The sequence below is a fragment of the Bradyrhizobium sp. B025 genome (assembly GCF_042257955.1).
GTDB classification, from domain to species: domain Bacteria; phylum Pseudomonadota; class Alphaproteobacteria; order Rhizobiales; family Xanthobacteraceae; genus Bradyrhizobium; species Bradyrhizobium diazoefficiens.
Window position 1 is genome coordinate 3,374,278 of sequence record NZ_CP170150.1, and the last position, 15,853, is coordinate 3,390,130.

The 15,853-nt window shown below is 59.5% G+C and carries 15 protein-coding genes; 12 read left to right on the forward strand and 3 right to left on the reverse strand.

Annotation, left to right across the window (positions count from 1 at the left end; all coding sequences use genetic code 11):
• The first annotated feature begins 1 nt into the window (after position 1).
• The 9 genes from ACE10W_RS15300 (at position 2) to ACE10W_RS15340 (ending at position 8,362) form a co-directional block, all read left to right on the forward strand.
• Positions 2-811, forward strand: coding sequence for a sugar phosphate isomerase/epimerase (locus tag ACE10W_RS15300; RefSeq protein WP_304552455.1), 810 nt, complete (start codon positions 2-4; stop codon positions 809-811).
• A complete protein-coding gene (locus ACE10W_RS15305) occupies positions 808-1,947 on the forward strand; it encodes an epoxide hydrolase family protein (protein WP_304552456.1) in 1,140 nt (379 codons plus the stop codon). Before ACE10W_RS15300 ends, ACE10W_RS15305 begins: the two co-directional genes overlap by 4 nt.
• Before the next feature lie 57 nt (positions 1,948-2,004).
• Entirely contained in the window at positions 2,005-2,925 is a 921-nt protein-coding gene (locus ACE10W_RS15310) for an alpha/beta fold hydrolase (RefSeq protein ID WP_304552458.1), read from the forward strand.
• Positions 2,926-3,004: 79 nt separating this feature from the next.
• Positions 3,005-3,820, forward strand: a complete 816-nt coding sequence (locus ACE10W_RS15315; protein WP_304552460.1) for a sugar phosphate isomerase/epimerase — start codon at positions 3,005-3,007, stop codon at positions 3,818-3,820.
• Positions 3,807-4,673: a shikimate dehydrogenase gene (locus ACE10W_RS15320; protein ID WP_304552462.1), complete on the forward strand. Its 867-nt coding sequence runs from the start codon at positions 3,807-3,809 to the stop codon at positions 4,671-4,673. The genes ACE10W_RS15315 and ACE10W_RS15320 overlap by 14 nt, the downstream gene beginning before the upstream one ends.
• A gap of 219 nt (positions 4,674-4,892) precedes the next feature.
• Positions 4,893-5,696, forward strand: coding sequence for an IclR family transcriptional regulator (locus ACE10W_RS15325; protein ID WP_063709794.1), 804 nt, complete (start codon positions 4,893-4,895; stop codon positions 5,694-5,696).
• 65 nt (positions 5,697-5,761) lie between these two features.
• Positions 5,762-6,379, forward strand: a complete 618-nt coding sequence (locus ACE10W_RS15330; protein ID WP_304552467.1) for a nuclear transport factor 2 family protein — start codon at positions 5,762-5,764, stop codon at positions 6,377-6,379.
• Positions 6,355-7,449, forward strand: a complete 1,095-nt coding sequence (locus ACE10W_RS15335; protein WP_370204079.1) for a maleylacetate reductase — start codon at positions 6,355-6,357, stop codon at positions 7,447-7,449. The genes ACE10W_RS15330 and ACE10W_RS15335 overlap by 25 nt, the downstream gene beginning before the upstream one ends.
• A 43-nt stretch (positions 7,450-7,492) precedes the next feature.
• Entirely contained in the window at positions 7,493-8,362 is an 870-nt protein-coding gene (locus tag ACE10W_RS15340) for an intradiol ring-cleavage dioxygenase (protein ID WP_035681032.1), read from the forward strand.
• A gap of 92 nt (positions 8,363-8,454) precedes the next feature.
• Here the strand turns inward: ACE10W_RS15340 and ACE10W_RS15345 are convergent, their stop codons facing one another.
• From ACE10W_RS15345 to ACE10W_RS15355, 3 genes are all read right to left on the reverse strand, one after another.
• Entirely contained in the window at positions 8,455-9,306 is an 852-nt protein-coding gene (locus ACE10W_RS15345; RefSeq protein WP_304552471.1) for an alpha/beta fold hydrolase, read from the reverse strand.
• Between the two features lie 20 nt (positions 9,307-9,326).
• Positions 9,327-10,220 carry an alpha/beta fold hydrolase gene (locus tag ACE10W_RS15350; RefSeq protein WP_304552473.1) on the reverse strand — a complete coding sequence of 298 codons (894 nt, stop codon included), beginning with the start codon at positions 10,218-10,220 and terminating at the stop codon, positions 9,327-9,329.
• A 114-nt stretch (positions 10,221-10,334) separates the two neighbouring features.
• Entirely contained in the window at positions 10,335-10,946 is a 612-nt protein-coding gene (locus ACE10W_RS15355) for a TetR/AcrR family transcriptional regulator (RefSeq protein WP_304552475.1), read from the reverse strand.
• 191 nt (positions 10,947-11,137) lie between these two features.
• On the opposite strand from ACE10W_RS15355, the gene ACE10W_RS15360 reads away from it, so the two are divergent.
• The 3 genes from ACE10W_RS15360 (at position 11,138) to ACE10W_RS15370 (ending at position 15,672) form a co-directional block, all read left to right on the forward strand.
• The gene (locus ACE10W_RS15360) at positions 11,138-12,343 is read left to right on the forward strand and encodes an ABC transporter substrate-binding protein (RefSeq protein WP_304552477.1); all 1,206 of its coding nucleotides are present in this window, start codon (positions 11,138-11,140) and stop codon (positions 12,341-12,343) included.
• Between the two features lie 836 nt (positions 12,344-13,179).
• Positions 13,180-14,094, forward strand: coding sequence for a LysR family transcriptional regulator (locus ACE10W_RS15365; RefSeq protein ID WP_271528990.1), 915 nt, complete (start codon positions 13,180-13,182; stop codon positions 14,092-14,094).
• Positions 14,095-14,259: 165 nt separating this feature from the next.
• Complete coding sequence (locus ACE10W_RS15370; RefSeq protein ID WP_370157136.1) at positions 14,260-15,672, forward strand: MFS transporter; 1,413 nt, start codon at positions 14,260-14,262, stop codon at positions 15,670-15,672.
• Positions 15,673-15,853: the final 181 nt, after the last annotated feature.

Genomic DNA, 15,853 nt, shown 5'->3' on the forward strand with positions numbered 1-15,853 from the left:
TATGCCACTTCTTTCTCTAGCTCACTTCACGGTCATTGACGCTGACCCTATCACGCTGATCGAGGCCGCGCAGATCGGGGGGTATGACGCGGTCGGGCTACGCATCGTGGCGCCGTTCCCGACCGATCATATCGTCCCGGTCATCGGCGATCCCGACATGATGCGACGCATCAAAAGCCGGCTCGCGGACACGGGTCTCAGGATATTCGATGTGGAGGCGATCTGGCTTTCGGCTGAAAGCGATGTCACCGCGCTGGAGCCCGCTCTCGATGTCGCAGTCGAACTGAACGCCAGGTACGTCGTTGTGGCGGGGCGCGATCCTGATCGCGGTCGTCTTGCGGATAACCTTTCCCGGTTGTGCGCAGCGGCCAACATCAGGGGAATACGGGTAATGTTGGAATTCCTCCCGTACTCTGAAATTCGCTCGCTGGCGGAAGCAATAGCATTGCTGAAAGACGTCGGGCCCGCAAATGCCGGAGTGTTAGTGGATGCCTTGCATCTGAGCCGTTCGGGCGGCAGCCCAGCGGATCTGGCGCAATATGATCAGGCGCTGTTCTCGTACATGCATCTGTGCGATGCGCCAGCCGTCCCTCCGGCGCCTGAAGAAGTGCGTTCCGAGGCCCGGGGAGGGCGGCTTTATCCGGGCGAAGGCGGCCTTTGGCTCGCTGATTTTATAAGAGCCTTCCCCCCGGACACACCGATCGCCATCGAGGCGCCTAACGAGCAGCGGAGTGGTTTGGCGCCGGCGGCACGTGCAAGCCTGGCAATGTCAAGGACAAGGCGGTTACTGGAAGAGGCGGGGTTCAAATGACCGCCATCGTCACCCCATCGCTCGTCGGGAAAATCACCGATCTGCGTGCTCGGCTTCTTGCTACACGCTGGCCGTCCTATGATTCTGGTGACGATCGGTCGCTCGGCTTGAGCTCAGATGATGCCGGGCGCCTGGTCCGATATTGGGCCAATGATTTCGACTTCGCCGCCTGGCGGCAGCGCATCGACGCGTTGCCTCATGAGTTCCTCACCATAGAGGATGTGAGCGTCCATCTTGTCCATGTTCGAAGTCCGCATCCCCACGCAGTGCCCGTCATCATAACCCACGGCTGGCCCAGTACCTTCTTGGAGATCGTCCCGTTAATTGAGCGCCTGACCCAACCAGAGCGGTTTGGAGGGCGAGCCGAAGATGCCTGCCATCTGGTTATCCCCTCGCTGCCTGGGTTCGGCTTCTCGTCCCCAACCAGTGTTCTTGGCGGATATACCGGCGCCGCGATTGCCGACCTGTGGGCGCGTGTGATGACCTCGCTTGGGTATGAGCGGTTCTTCGCCAGTGGTGGCGATGTCGGGGCGCGGGTGACGTCCTGGCTGGGCGTGCGGCATGCGCAACGCGTGCTGGCTATTCATGTCAGTTCGAACGCGCTCCGGGTGGCGCTGCCGGGCGAAGCCGCCGCGACGCCGGACGAACAGGCGTACCTCGACGCACGCAACCAATGGGCCGCCATGGAAGGCGGCTACATGCATGTTCAGCAAACCAAACCGCTCAGTCTTGCCTATGGCCTGAGCGATTCCCCCGCAGGGCTCATCGCATGGTTGGGTGAGAAATGGTCTTCCTGGAGCGATAAACTGAATCTCGCGAGCCCTGAAGTCATGGACGTCATCCTCGGCCATGCCACGCTCTACTGGATCACCAATACGATCGCCACATCGTTCCTGCCATATTTTGTCTACGACTGGCCGCCCGGCGCAAGGGTAGAAGGGCCTCAGGTCAAGGTGCCTGTTGGCTTCTACCTCTCGGCCGCGGAGATCGGTGGCATTCCGCCCGAATCTTTTGCCCGCCGGCAATTCGAGATCTCGCGCTGGAGTGTGCTGCCGCGTGGCGGCCACTTCATGGCGACGGAAGAACCAGAACTGCTATCGGATGACCTGCTGTCCTTCATTCGTGCATTCCGATGACTTTCTCGGCCGAGGCAAGTCAAACCGATACCCTGTTCTAAGTGAGGACTGATCAAGATGAGCCGAGCCCCGGATCTGTTCGAAGGCTTTTCACCGCTCGATCGCCAAACTTCGCGCGTGCGCTTTTCGGGTGTAACTGGCGGAGAAGGGCCGCCGCTCCTTCTGCTTCATGGCTATCCGGAAAGCCACGCCACCTGGCATGAGGTCGCGCCGGCGCTGGCGAAGCGCTATACCGTCGTGGCACCCGATCTCCCAGGTTACGGGAAGAGCCGAGTTCTGGATGCGGGGCCGTGGAACAAGCGAGCAGTGGGCGTGGAGCTCGTCGCAATGATGCGCGGCTTCGGTCACGATCGGTTTGCCGTTCTGGGGCATGATCGCGGCGCGCGTGTCGGCTATCGGCTTGCGCTCGACCATCCAGACCGTGTGAGTGCTTATTGTTCGCTCGCCGTCGTGCCGACGCTGGATGTCTGGCCCGCGGTCGACCGGCAATTCGCCAAGGGCGCATTTCACTGGTTTCTGTTTCTTCAACCGGGCGATTTGCCGGAGCGGATGCTGGCGGCGGATCCTGATGCCTTTCTTGAGGCCACATTAAACCAGATGGCAGGTGGAATCGAGAAGCTGCATCCCGCTGCCGTGGCCGACTATCGCGAAGCGTTTCGGGAAAAGTCGGTGCGTCAAGCGATGATCGAGGACTATCGCTCCGCCTACGACACTGATCTCGATCATGATGCGGCTGATCGGGCAGCGGGACGCAAGATTGCCTGTCCCGTCATGGTGCTTTGGGCCGACGAACGCCTCGTTGCCAGCGGGATGGAAACCGGGGTGTTGACTGCAGCCGATGTCTGGCGCCGCTGGGCGGGTGACGTGAGCGGGTTCGATATTGCCTGCGGACATCTTTTGCCAGAGCAGGCGCCGGAAGCGGTCATTGAAAAGATCGTGCCGTTTCTCGAAGCTTCCTTAAAGCGCGACACCGCGTAATTGGGCCTCTGTCGACAGATGATGGACTTCGTCGCTCCGTGGGCGCAATGCGCATCGACACTTTGAAAGGTCAGCTTACGTGGAAACTCTTCGTCTTGGCGCCAGTACATGGACCTATCTGCAGACATGTGATCTGGAAGCAGCTCTTCGGCGGCTGAAGGCCCTGGGCTACAGTCGCTTTGACGTCCTCACGATCCCACCACATCTTTGGCCATATGATATCGATCTTGCTCAGCGTCGCGCGCTTCGTACCTTCCTCGCCAGCGAAGGCCTGAGCTTTGATTCACTGAATTTACCGAGCACCGATCAAAATTTGTGCAGTGTTACACCACAGATGCGCGAATACTCGGTTCAGCAGTTTCTCGACGTCATTGACCTTTGCGAAGAGATCGGCGTGCCGATGATCGTTGTAGTTCCGGGCAGACGCGCCAACTTCGTGCCGCCGCCACTCGAAGCGGCGCATGGCTGGTTGAAGGCCGGTCTCGAGATACTTCTTCCGCACGCCGAGCGCGCGGGCGTGCGCCTGATCCTTGAAAATCACCATATGAGCTCGATGCCAACCGTGAAGCAGATGGTGACGTTCCTGGATGCGTTTGGCAGCGATCATCTTGGAATCGCCTATGACGTCGCCAATGGAGAGTTTGTCGGCGAAGACCAGACCCAAGCCATCCGGACTGCTGGCCGCTGGTTGTGCCAAGTCCATCTTTCCGACGCGAGCCGCAGCAAATGGGACCACGCTCCGATCGGACGATCTGCCGTTGATTTCGGCGCGGTCGCGCGGGCACTTCGCGAGATCAATTTCTCGGGGACGAGCGTCGTTGAATTGATCTCCGAAACACCAGATGCCGATATGGCCGACGCTCTGCGAGAGTTGCACCGCTATGGCTGGCATTGAATCCTCGGCCATGGCATCGGGAGAAATAGATCCGGGCAACGAGTTTCCCAACGGTGAGATGCGCATCTTGGGGCTGATCGGCGATCCCGTGTCGCAGGTGCGCGCTCCTGCTCCAATGACGCAGCGCCTGCGCCACGCGGGCCTCAACGCAGCCCTGGTACCACTGCATGTGCCGGCCGTCGTCTTGCCAATCGCGTTCGGCTGCCTGAAGCTGATCAGAAACCTCGACGGTTTGGTCATCACGGTGCCGCACAAGATTCCGATGGCTGAGCTGGTTGACCACTGCTCCGAGCGCGCGCGCTTGGTCGGTGCTATCAATGTCGCGCGTCGCGAAGCGGATAGCTCCTGGAGTGGCGACATTCTCGATGGCGTAGGCTTCGTGCGGGGGCTTACACACCGTGGTTTCAATCCGGAAGGCCAGAGCGCCTTCGTGATCGGAGCTGGCGGCGCCGGCTGCGCGGTCGCTGCGGAACTAGCTGTGGTTGGCGCAGCGGTGCGCGTCTTCGATGTCTCCTCCGACCGCGCCAGCGCGCTTGCCACGCGGTTGAGCCGGGCCGGTTACCCGGTAACCGCGGCCGATACGCCTGATCCCAGCGGGTTTAGCCTGGTGGTAAATGCCACGCCTCTCGGTATGCGACCCGACGACCCTCTGCCGTTGGATCCGGCGCTCCTGTCACCGGAGATGTTGGTTGCCGATGTAGTCATGAAGCCGCGGGTGACGTCATTTCTGGAGCAGGCGAGGGCGCGGCGATGCGAGATCCAGCTCGGTGAAGCCGTGATGCTCTATCAGCTCGATGCCCAAATCGAGTTCTTTCGGGAGAACCTGGTTGTCGGAGCGCCGGCGGCTCGCTAAGGCAGGAGGCAGCCGTCGATGGAGAGCATCATGGTCAACCGCCGCCTGACCGTGGGGAATAGGGGCAGGCGCATATCTTGACCCGTTGGCTCGTTAGCAGGTCCGGGTCGTCGGTGGGCGGGTGCTCCTACCATTCCCATCTTGGCGCCGGCAGCATCGCGTTGACATACAAGGCAGAATGACAGATTAGTTCATATATGTGAACTGGAGATGTCTTTGATGTCTGATACGGGACTGGCGGCAGTCAAGTCTGCCGATCGCGTGCTCGATCTCTTCGAGTTGTTATCCCACGCGGGACGCGAAATGTCGCACAGTGAAATTGCGGACATGTTGCGGATTCCGAAAAGCAGCCTTTCTCAGCTACTGAAGAATCTGATTGCGCGCGGTTATGTCGAAGTCACGGCGAACGGGCGTGGATACAGGTTAGGCGAAGCATTGCTTCGTCTGGCGCAGGGCGCGGGCCGGATGCGTGACCTGGCGACCCAGTCCGAAGCGTTCCTGGCGGAGCTAACGAACAAGACCGGCGAAAGCAGCGCGCTAAACCTTCTGAGGGGCGATGAGGCTGAGGTCGCGGCGACAGTTCTCGGACCGCACAGATTGGTCACCCATATGCGATTAGGTGATTTGGCGCCGCTTTATGCGACCTCCGGGGGGAAAGCAATTTTGGCCCACATGCCGAGCAGCTTTCAGAAAGAATATCTTGGCCGCGTGCAGTTTGAGCGGGCGACCCCAAAAACAATTCACTCGGTCAAGGTCCTGCGTCAGGAGATCGAAAAAATCCGTGCCAAAGGCATCGCATATTCGCTCGAGGAGTGGACCCCGGGAATCGTCGGCATAGGAGTTCCGGTGCTCGATCCGGCCGGAGAACCGCTGGGCGCAATCAACGTCGCAATTCCGGCCTCGCGATTTAATCCCGAAATGCAGCGTAGAGCAGAACAGGCACTGATCCAGACCCGGGATGATCTGTTGCGGCAACTCCTCGTAAACCCGCGGGCGGCGCGATCAGAACTCGACGCCCGCTAAGATTGACATCCGTCGCCTGTGCATATACAAGAACATGTTCACATTTAAGAACGTGGTGACTTGGCATGGATGCGGCAGTGAAATCAGACGAACAGTTGGCAGATCGCCGACAGATCCGTGATTTGCTCGAGAACTGGGTCGTTTGGCGCGACGCTGGCGATTGGGAGCGATTTCGACAGGTGTGGCATCCTGACGGACGCATGATGGCGACTTGGTTTCAAGGAAGCGGCGACGAGTTCATCCTGGTCAGCCAGGAGGGCTGGGCGCGTGGCGTCAGCATCCTGCACTTCCTCGGTGGAATATCGATTGAGGTCAGCGGAAGCCGCGCTATCTCGCAGACCAAAATGACAATCTCTCAGCGCGGCGATGTTGAAGGTGTTACCTGCGATGTCGTCTGCACCGGCCGCTTTTATGATTTCCTGGAAAAGCGGAACAATCGCTGGGGCATCGTGCTGAGGCAGCCGATCTATGAGAAGGATAGAATCGATCCGGTCTCGCCAGCGGCGAAGCTGGAACTCGACGCCGCCTTGCTCGCTCGCTTTCCCGAAGGCTACCGTCATCTCGCCTATATGCAGACCCGCATTGGTTACACCGTTAAACCGGATATGCCCGGCCTCAAGGGCGAAGAGGTAGAACAGCTCTATGGTCGCGGTGCCGCATGGCTTCGTGGGGCAAAGCTCTAGCAGTGACGGGCATCTCTCCTTTCGCCTACGTCTCGAATCCGGCACGTGTGCTGTTCGGTTCCGGGAGGGTACGCGAGGTCGCGCCAGAGTTGGAGCGGTTGGGCTGTCGCCGGGCCTTCGTCGTTTGCACCGCGGACCAAAAGGATCTCGCGCTGCGTGTTGCGTCGGATTGCGCAGCCCAAGCGGTGTTCGCGGAAGCGACGATGCACACTCCGCTCGGTGTTACCGAAACGGCGCTCTCCCAATTGCGTGCGGCAGAGTGTGACAGTCTGGTCGCTATCGGCGGTGGATCGACCATCGGCCTTGGCAAGGCCCTGGCGCTGCGGACCGATCTTCCACAGATCGCGGTGCCCACTACCTATGCGGGCTCCGAGATGACAACGATCCTGGGGGAGACCAACGAAGGTCGCAAGATGACGCTGCGCTCGCCCAGAGTGTTGCCAGAGGTCGTCATTTACGACGTCGATCTGACGATTTCTCTGCCGCCAGGGCTGTCCTCCGTGAGTGGGGTCAACGCGATCGCGCATGCGGTTGAGGCACTCTATGCGCCTGATACCAATCCGATCGTCTCAATGATGGCGGAAGAGGGAATTAGCGCGCTCACGCGCGCGCTCCCACGTATTGTGACCGTACCGAGTGAGGTCGCCGCGCGCGAGGCCGCTCAGTACGGCGCCTGGCTGTCCGGGATTTGTCTGGGCTCTGTTGCAATGGGGCTGCAACACAAGATCTGCCATGTGCTTGGAGGCAGTTTCGATCTACGTCACGCTGAAACGCATGCTGTCATGCTCCCTCACGTTGTCGCCTATAACAGCGCCGCCGCGCTGGCAGCGATGGAACGTGTCGAAAATGCATTGAGGCAGCCGGATGCGGCGGCCGGCCTGTTCGCTCTCAATCGGACGCTGGGCAATCCTCTTTCGCTCTCCGAGCTCGGCATGCCTTACGAGGGGATCGCGCGAGCCGTCGAACAAGTAATGAAAGATCAGTATTCGAACCCTCGACCGCTCGAGGCGGCCGCATTGCATTCGATGCTTGCAAGAGCATGGTCAGGTGAAACCCCGCATGCCGAATGAACTATCCTGGCTTCATATTGAGTGAAAAGAATTAGAGACCGTGATGAGAAACTTCGATGAGACGTCCATAACGGAAGCAGTGCTGGAAAGAGTACGCAATGCACCCAATTCCCGACACCGTATCATCAGCGAGGCGCTGGTTCGCCACCTTCATGATTTCGTGCGGGAGGTAGAGCCAAGCTATGACGAATGGGCGCAGGCAATCTCGTTTCTGACGCGCGTCGGTCAAAAGTGCACTGATACGAGGCAGGAATTCATTCTGCTTTCGGACACTCTGGGCGTATCGATGCTGGTGGACGCTATCAATCACCGTTTTCCGGGCCATGCGACGCAAACGACCGTGCTGGGGCCCTTTCATGTTGCCTCCGCACCGGAGTTCGCACTCGGCGACGACATCTCTGGAGGCATGACGGGCGCGCCGCTTCTGGTCGAGGGTAAGGTCGGCGGTATCGATGGAAAGCCGATCGCGGGCGCGGTAGTCGAATTCTGGCACGCCGACGCCGAAGGCTTCTATGACGTCCAAAGCGAGACGGGGTTGGCCAAACTCGCAGGGAGGGGCGTTGTGCGCACCGACGCCGATGGTGCGTTCTGGTTTCGAACCGTTATCCCGGCCGCATATCCAATTCCTGACGACGGGCCAGTGGGCGACATGCTCAAGGCGCAAGCGCGTCACCCGTATCGGCCGGCTCACGTGCACTTTATGATCTCAGCTCCGGGATGCGAAACCCTGGTCACTCATCTATTTCTGGCTGACAGCGAGTACCTCGATTCCGACGTCGTGTTCGGCGTCAAGGATGCTCTGATCTGCGGACTTCAGACGCAGAATGCCGGGCTGACGGCACGCGGCAACAGAGTCGCAAGGGATATGGCCGCGTTGCGCTACGACTTTGTGCTCGCCAATGTCAGCAAATGATACCGCGGAATTCTGCGCTTCGCTGCCTTGACTGAAGTCCCGGTACTCCCGCCGACAGCCTCGGCTTCGACGGGAGCCGATCGCCTAAGGCATCATTGCGCGAAGAACTTGAGAAGTGCATCGGCCGTCTCGGCCGGGCGCTCTTCCGCCATCCAGTGGCCGCAATCCCGGATACTTCCGCCCGAGACGTCGCCGGCGAATTCCTCCAGCATGGCGACGATTTTTGGTCCCCACCTGTGATCGCCTCCCAATGCGAGAACAGGTATCGTCAAGGGAGATCGCTTCCAGTCGAGTGCGTTAGCATGGTCAACCGGGAATGCGCGATACCATTCGAGGCCACCTCGCGTGTTGCCAGGCTGAGCCATGGAGCGCGCATAGATTTCCACTTCCTCGACCGGCAGTGCACCGTGGTTGAAGGTACGATCGGCGAAAAAGGTCGAGACGTAGTCAAATTCGCGGCCGTAGATCAGGCGTTCCGGCAAATCACGCTTCATGTGGAATGCGAAATGCCAGACCATCGGATCGGCGAAATTGGCCTCCCACTGACTCCATCCGGGCATCGGCGCATCGAGGACGGCAACGCGGGTCACGGATTCGCGGTGGGTGAAAGCCAATGCCAGGGCAACCATCGCCCCGATGTCATGGCCGCAGACGGCGTAGCGGCTAAAACCGAGTACGACCATCGCCCCGTGCACGTCTTCGGCCAGGCTTGCCTTGTCATAGCCGCTCTGGGGGCAGTCGGAATGCCCCGCCCCGCGTAGATCGAGGGCAACCACGGTATAATGTTCGGCGAGTACCGGCATGATCCTGCGCCATTCCCACCAGGTCTGTGGCCAGCCATGGAGCAGTACGAGCGGGGGTCCATCGCCCCCTACGACAGCATGGATCTTTACGTCGCCCACACGTAGCAATTTGTGACGGAAGCCGTTTAGTTCAGAATTCATTGTTGACCCCTTCATTGAAGTTAGCGTTGCGGCGCTGGATGTGTGGCCGATGGCGTCTTCGCCAGAAAATCGGCGATCAAGCGAGCTAGTTCGTCCGGACGTTCTTCCGCGGGATAGTGCCCGCAGCGTTCGATGACGGCTCCTTGAACATCCTTGGCGACCCGACGTACCGTCTGCTCGGATGCGGCTCCGTAACCCCAGTCAGCCCCGATCGCGAGAACTGGCATCGGAAGCGGCGTTTGTCCCCAGGCCGAATTGTCTCTTCGGTCGATCGGCAACGTGCGATAATAGCTGAACGACGATCTCAGTGCTCCAGGCCGCTGAAGCGTGCGCGCGTAAAATTCAATGTCCGCGTCGCTCACTGAATTGGCATCGAATAGACCGACTTTCTCGCGTCTCATGAAGTGATCGACGAACAATTTCTCTCGTCCCCGGACCAATTCCTCCGAGATGTCACCGGCCATGTTGAAGCCGAAGTGCCAGCTTCCGCCTTTCGAAACATCCATTGCCTCTTCCTGGCCGAAGCTCGGAAGACTGCTCTCGATAAAAATCAGGTTGTTGACCTCTTCAGGCCATTGTGCCGCGTAGGCGTACGCGACGTATCCACCCAGATCGTGTCCGGCAAGAGCGACACGAGACAAACCGAGCCCATGCGCGAATTCTCTAAGGCGACGGGCAATTGTCTTTTTATCGAAGCCCGCGTCGGGCTTTGACGTGTAGCCAAAACCCGGCAGATCCGGAACCACGACGTCATACGCAGAGCTGAGAGGCCCCGCCACGCGGCGCCAGGCATGCGATGTCTGCGGCCAGCCATGAAGGAGAATGATCGGGGGACCACCTGAGCCCATCCGATAGTAGGCAAAGCGAATGTCGCCGGCCCGTAGTGATCGGTAGGGGTATAACTCAGCGTCCATGGCGCTTCCCCGCGATGGTTGGACGGCAAACGGCTGAAAAAGGAGCGAAGGCAATTTGACGACCATTTGGTCCAAAAATGCGCAAGCGCGTTGGCGACGAAACCATCGAAAACCTCATTTTGCAAAACGATCAAGCAGGGCTTGAACGACGGCTTGCGATGAGCCGCGGTCGGCGTTTGTCTTGCTGACGACGCGCATGCCTTCGAGCAGGCACATAATGAGACGCGCGGCGGTCGAGGGCTCGACCTCATCAGCCAATCGTCGCTCGGACTTCGCGCGTTCCAATGCCTTCGTCAGCCGCGCTTCCATCGCCTTGAAGAAGCGTCGAATGCGCTGTTCCACTTCGACGTCCTGACTTCCCAATTCCATGGCGGTTGCCACAATCAGGCATCCGCGCTTGGCGCCAGCCCCGCTGGTTCGCTCGACGTATCTTGCAAGGCACGCCCGGATGCCGTCCAACACGTCTTTGCGCGGATCAAGGTCGGCATCCAGGCGTGTCAAGGAGTCTGCGATGTATCGGTCGAGCGCACGCAAGAATAGCCCATGCTTGTCGCCGAAGGCGGCGTAGAGACTTCCACGAGAAAGATTCGTCGCCTCAAGCAACTCCGGAAGCGACGTCGCATGATAACCTGATGTCCAGAACACGCCCATGGCGCTTTCGATAGCGTCATCGGGATCGAACTCTCTCGGACGGCCGCGCATCCGCTGCGAAGTCTCTCGTATCATGATCAATATCTAGACTAAGCGGTCGTTAATATCAAGCCCGTTTTCCCGGAATTGCGGAAGCATGGGGCGGCCGCACGATGCGGGTTTGCCAAGGCGGCATTTCGCTCCGGACTTTGCAGCTTAACGGTCAGGTCTTGCAAATAAAGACTGAATGGTCCAAAAATAAAAAGTCCAATAACCGGAGTGCACAGATGACGACGGATGCAAACAGGCCTGTGAATGTCGCCGTAGTGACCTACGTGTCCGGGCGCGCAGCAGCGCCTTTTGGCTTTCCAGCGCGCAACGCTGCGGAGCTCATGGTCGAAACCATCAATGCCGGAGGCGAGCTCCCAGAACCTTACGCTGCTTCGGGCTTCGCCGGTCGCAAGCTGTCACTGAGGGTCTACGACGAGAGTGGCTCGGAAGACGAACAGATCGCGCTGTTGCGGCGCATACATGCTGACGGTGCGGATATCGTGCTCGGGTACGCGGGCAGCGCAGTCGCGATGGCCATTGCTCCCGTTGCCGAGGAACTTGGCCTGCTAACGGTTGTTTCCGGCGGCGGCGCCAGTCAGTTGTTTGCACGCCAGTGGGATTGGGTCTTTCGTACCCAGACAACGACAACGGCTGATTCTGTCGGCGCCGCACGCTACGTGGCGGCCCAACTCGGGGTTTGCGGCTTGGGTTTCGGCGGTATCAACCAAAAATATCTTTGGGGGACGGATAGCTGGAGAGAATTTCGCGCTGCCTTGCAGGTCCTCCAGCCTGATGCGCAGGAGGTCGGAGGTCACTTTGCGCCGCTCTATTCCGGCGCCGTTGTAACCCCGATCCAATTTCTGAAAGAGCAGGGTGCTCAACTCATTCATTCCGGGAACTGGGGAGTTGATCTGTTCCGTCTGGTCGAAGTTGCACGAACAACGGTACCGGATGCACGCTTGCTGTTGGTGTCCGGAGAGAGCGGTCTTCATCGTTTGGCCGGAATCATTCCCGACGGCACGATCATTGGGGGGCGTGGTTCGCACGGACTGCTGGCGCATGACACTGAGTTGAATCGTTGGTTCAGCTCTCACTATCGCGATCGATACGAAATTGCGCCGATCTATCCCTCCTATGGGATTGCAAATGCGCTGCTAGGTTTGAAAGCCGCTTGGGACCGCGCCGGGGCAGGGGCGAAGACGATTGATGTTGCGTCGGTCCTGGCTGGGTCGACCTTCGAGGGTGTCGGATCGACAATTTCGATGACGCGCGCGAATGGTCGACAGGCTGTTGCCGAAGCGGTCTATGGGACGGTCCGACGACGAGCAGGAAGCAAAGAAATAGAGTTGACCAATGTCGTGCGGTTCGCACCCAACAAGGTAACTCCTCCGGACGGGATGTCTGGACTTGAATGGATCGAGAGGCGATTTGGTAGCCAGTGATACGAGCGCTATCGTTCTAAAGGAGCGCCCCCGTGGCGAGAACGTCGTCGTCCTTTTGGAAGCGCTGCGGCGAGGCGTCGGAGCGCGGCGGCGGAGAGCAAGGTACCGAGCCGACTTTTTCAACGGAATCGGTCACGAACCGAACTGACGGAGAGGGCAGCTTTTGAATGCAGAGCGACCCGTATGGCTGCCGCACAACAGCGGGATGAGCGGCGTCGGGACCGAAGGCCTCTTCCTGATCTCTGACGGTATTTGAAGCTCTGTGCCGGTGCGAGCTGAATCGCCTTGACCGCGCACGCGGTGCGCCATCCAGTCGATAGACTCCGAAAGGTACGGGAATTGCCAGCGCTTCGTGAGGGGCAATTTTTTCTGTGAATTCAAGATCAAAAAATTGCGCCGGATATACCGTCGGCATTTGTCCGTCACGCGCGAAGAATTGTGCTTCCAAATCAACGACAAAACGTCGCGCGAAATGATTGAGTGGGAGTAGGGCATTCGGCTGGTTATGCGCGGTTTAGCGTAGCTTTGGCGTTGTGGGTCTCACTCACATGCAAAGAGAGCTGGTGGTCTCGACTTAACTCGAACGAGCTCGGCGCACCAGCACGTTTTGGCTGGCGGAGTATCTCATCGAACCACAGCGTGCAGAAGGGCTGGAGCTGCTAGAGCCGAGGCGTTCATTTGAGGCCGCCCGCCATTGGCATCGCGCTTACGGCCGCCGATTGTCCTGAAACGTGCGCATTAGATCTCATCGAGTGCGGACATTGACGCCGACTGATCGGGATTTGTATTGTGGATTTTCAAGGCTTCATTATTCGTGATATCAATGATGGCGCGTCATGAACCTAAGATCTGTCGATCTCAATCTTCTGGTCGCTCTGAACGCTCTTCTCACGGACCTTCACGTCACCCGTGCTGCCGACAGGATTGGCCTCAGTCAACCCGCAATGAGCAATGCGCTCTCCAGGCTGCGTCACATCTTCAAGGACGAGCTTCTTGTACGGACAGCCAACGGCATGCAAGCCACGCCGCGTGCGATCGAGCTGGCGGAGCCGGTGAAGCGGCTTTTGCGGCAGGTGGAGCGCCTTCTGGATAGCGAATCCGCTTTCGATCCGACCACCACGACACGTAGCTTTTCCGTGAGGTTGTCCGATCTTCTCAGCCGTCTTCTTCTTCCCGCCGTCGGCAAAACGTTGGAGACGACGGCACCCTTCGCGCAGCTCGACGTCGTGCACTATTCGCCGACGCAAACGGTAGAGGCCCTGGAGAAGGACGAAATCGATCTCGCGATCTCGATGGGTCTCGCGCATTCGAATTCGATCAAGTCGGTCGTCCTGATGAAGGATCGGATGGTGTGCGTGATGCGCGAAGATCACCCTCTGGCGCAGCGCCCCCTTACAATGGAAACGTTTCTGCAGGCGGCGCATCTCAAGGTCTCGATGTCGCCGACAGATCTGCGTTTCGTCGACGACGTGCTCGCCGGGCAAGGGCTGTCCCGCCGGGTCGCGGTCAACGTTCCCCATTGGCTGCTGGTCCCGCATGTGCTGCGGAATTCTGATCTGTTGTCGGTCATGCCCCGGCGCTTGGCCTTCGCGATGGTCTCGGAAGATCTTGCGATCAGAGACCTGCCGTTCGCGTCCGATCCCTTCGAATGGTCCATGTATTGGCACCGAAGGCACGATGGCAGTCAGGACCTGAATTGGTTGCGTTCGATCTTCGTTGATGCCACGCGAGCTCTCCCCGACAGCGACTGAGACGGAGCCGCTCCACCGACCATCTTTCGATAATTTGCGGTAAACGCAGGATTATTAGTCTGCCGAATAGTGGAATAGTGGATTCCGATTAGACGTCGCCATCCCGATCGCCATCCTGCTCCCAAACGATTTCGGTCGATCTCTGTCGACCCTTGGGAGGGATGAATGCAGGTGATTTCGGACGTACAGGTGGCATCGGTCAACGCAGGCGCTCGCCTCGACCGGCTGCCGATTTGCGGCTTTCATTGGCGGATCCTAGCGCTGATCGGCGCCGGGATGTTCCTCGACGCCTTCGACATCTACCTCGCCGGCGGCGTTCTTGGAGCTGTCCTGAAGGAGGGCTGGTCGACACTCGAACTCAACGCGGCGTTTGTCACCGCGACCTTCATCGGCATGACTCTGGGTGCCTGGTTCTCGGGCATTCTGGGCGATCGCTACGGTCGCCGTTTCTCTTATCAGATCAATCTGGCCATCTTCGGCCTTGCTTCGCTGGCGGCGGCGCTTGCTCCGTCCATGCAGGCGCTGATCGCCGCGCGCTTCGTCATTGGGATCGGACTTGGCGCCGAAATTGTCGTCGGTTACGCAACGCTGACCGAATTCGTCCCTGCATCGTCCCGCGGCCGATGGATCGGTATTCTGGCCGTTATCACCAACTTTTCACTTTTCGTCTCGTCGATGGTCGGCTTGTGGGTCATTCCGAGCCTCGGGTGGCGCTATATGTTCGGCCTCGTCGGCGTGCTGGCGATGATCGTCTGGTTCCTCCGGAAGTCGATGCCCGAGTCGCCTCGGTGGTTGGCCGCTAACGGCCGCGGCGACGAAGCCGAGGCGATCCTCGCTCGCATCGAAGCGGAAGCTGCCAAGAAGGGGCCGCTGCCGCCGGTTTCGACTGCGCAGCGTGTGGAAGACGAGGGCGGATCCGTCTGGCGCCTGTTCGCACCTCCTTACCTCGGTCGGACCTTGCTCGGCAGTCTCCTGCACATCGTCGTCGGCTTCAGCCTCTACGGCTTCATTGGCTGGTTGCCCACATTCATGGTGAAGGGTGGCCACAGCGTTGTGTCGTCGCTCGGCTACACGACTTTCATGTCTCTGGGCGGCCCGATCGGATCGCTGATCGGCTTGGCGCTGGCCGATGCGATAGGTCGTAGACCGTCGATCATCGGATCGTCGATCGCGGCGGCGGCCTTCGGTCTCGCGTATCCGTTCATGCCGGACGGCGCTCCGCTCGTCGTGATCGGCTTCCTTCTCGTCACCGCGATCTATGTGATGTTGGCTACCGGCTTCGCCATGCACGTTCCGGAGCTCTTCCCGACCCGCTACAGGCTCCGTGGCACGGCAATCTGCGCGACCGCCGGGCGCGTGACGACGGCATTGGTCCAGTTCGTCGTCATCGCGATCTTCGCGTGGAAGGGGCTCGTCGGCGTGCTGGTGACGCTTGCGGGCATTCTTCTCTTCCAAGCTGTGGTCTTCATGATCTTCGGCTTCGAGACCAAAGGTCGCGCACTTGAGGAAGTCTCGGGCGCGCCGACCGGAACAGAACCCTCGGCCTCGAGAGAGAAGGTCGTCGGTATCGGAGCCTAGCGGACACGGACCACAAGTAGCAGTGGGCCCGAAGAATCCCTTCGGGCTCCTTGCCGTCCAGCCGTTTGCAGAAGCTGTGACCGAACCTGTAGAGCCGCGACGATAGTCGTGACATTCACGTCGCGAATGTGCGCAGAAGAACAATCCATTTCGAAAATGACGGTGGATGCGGTCAAATCCG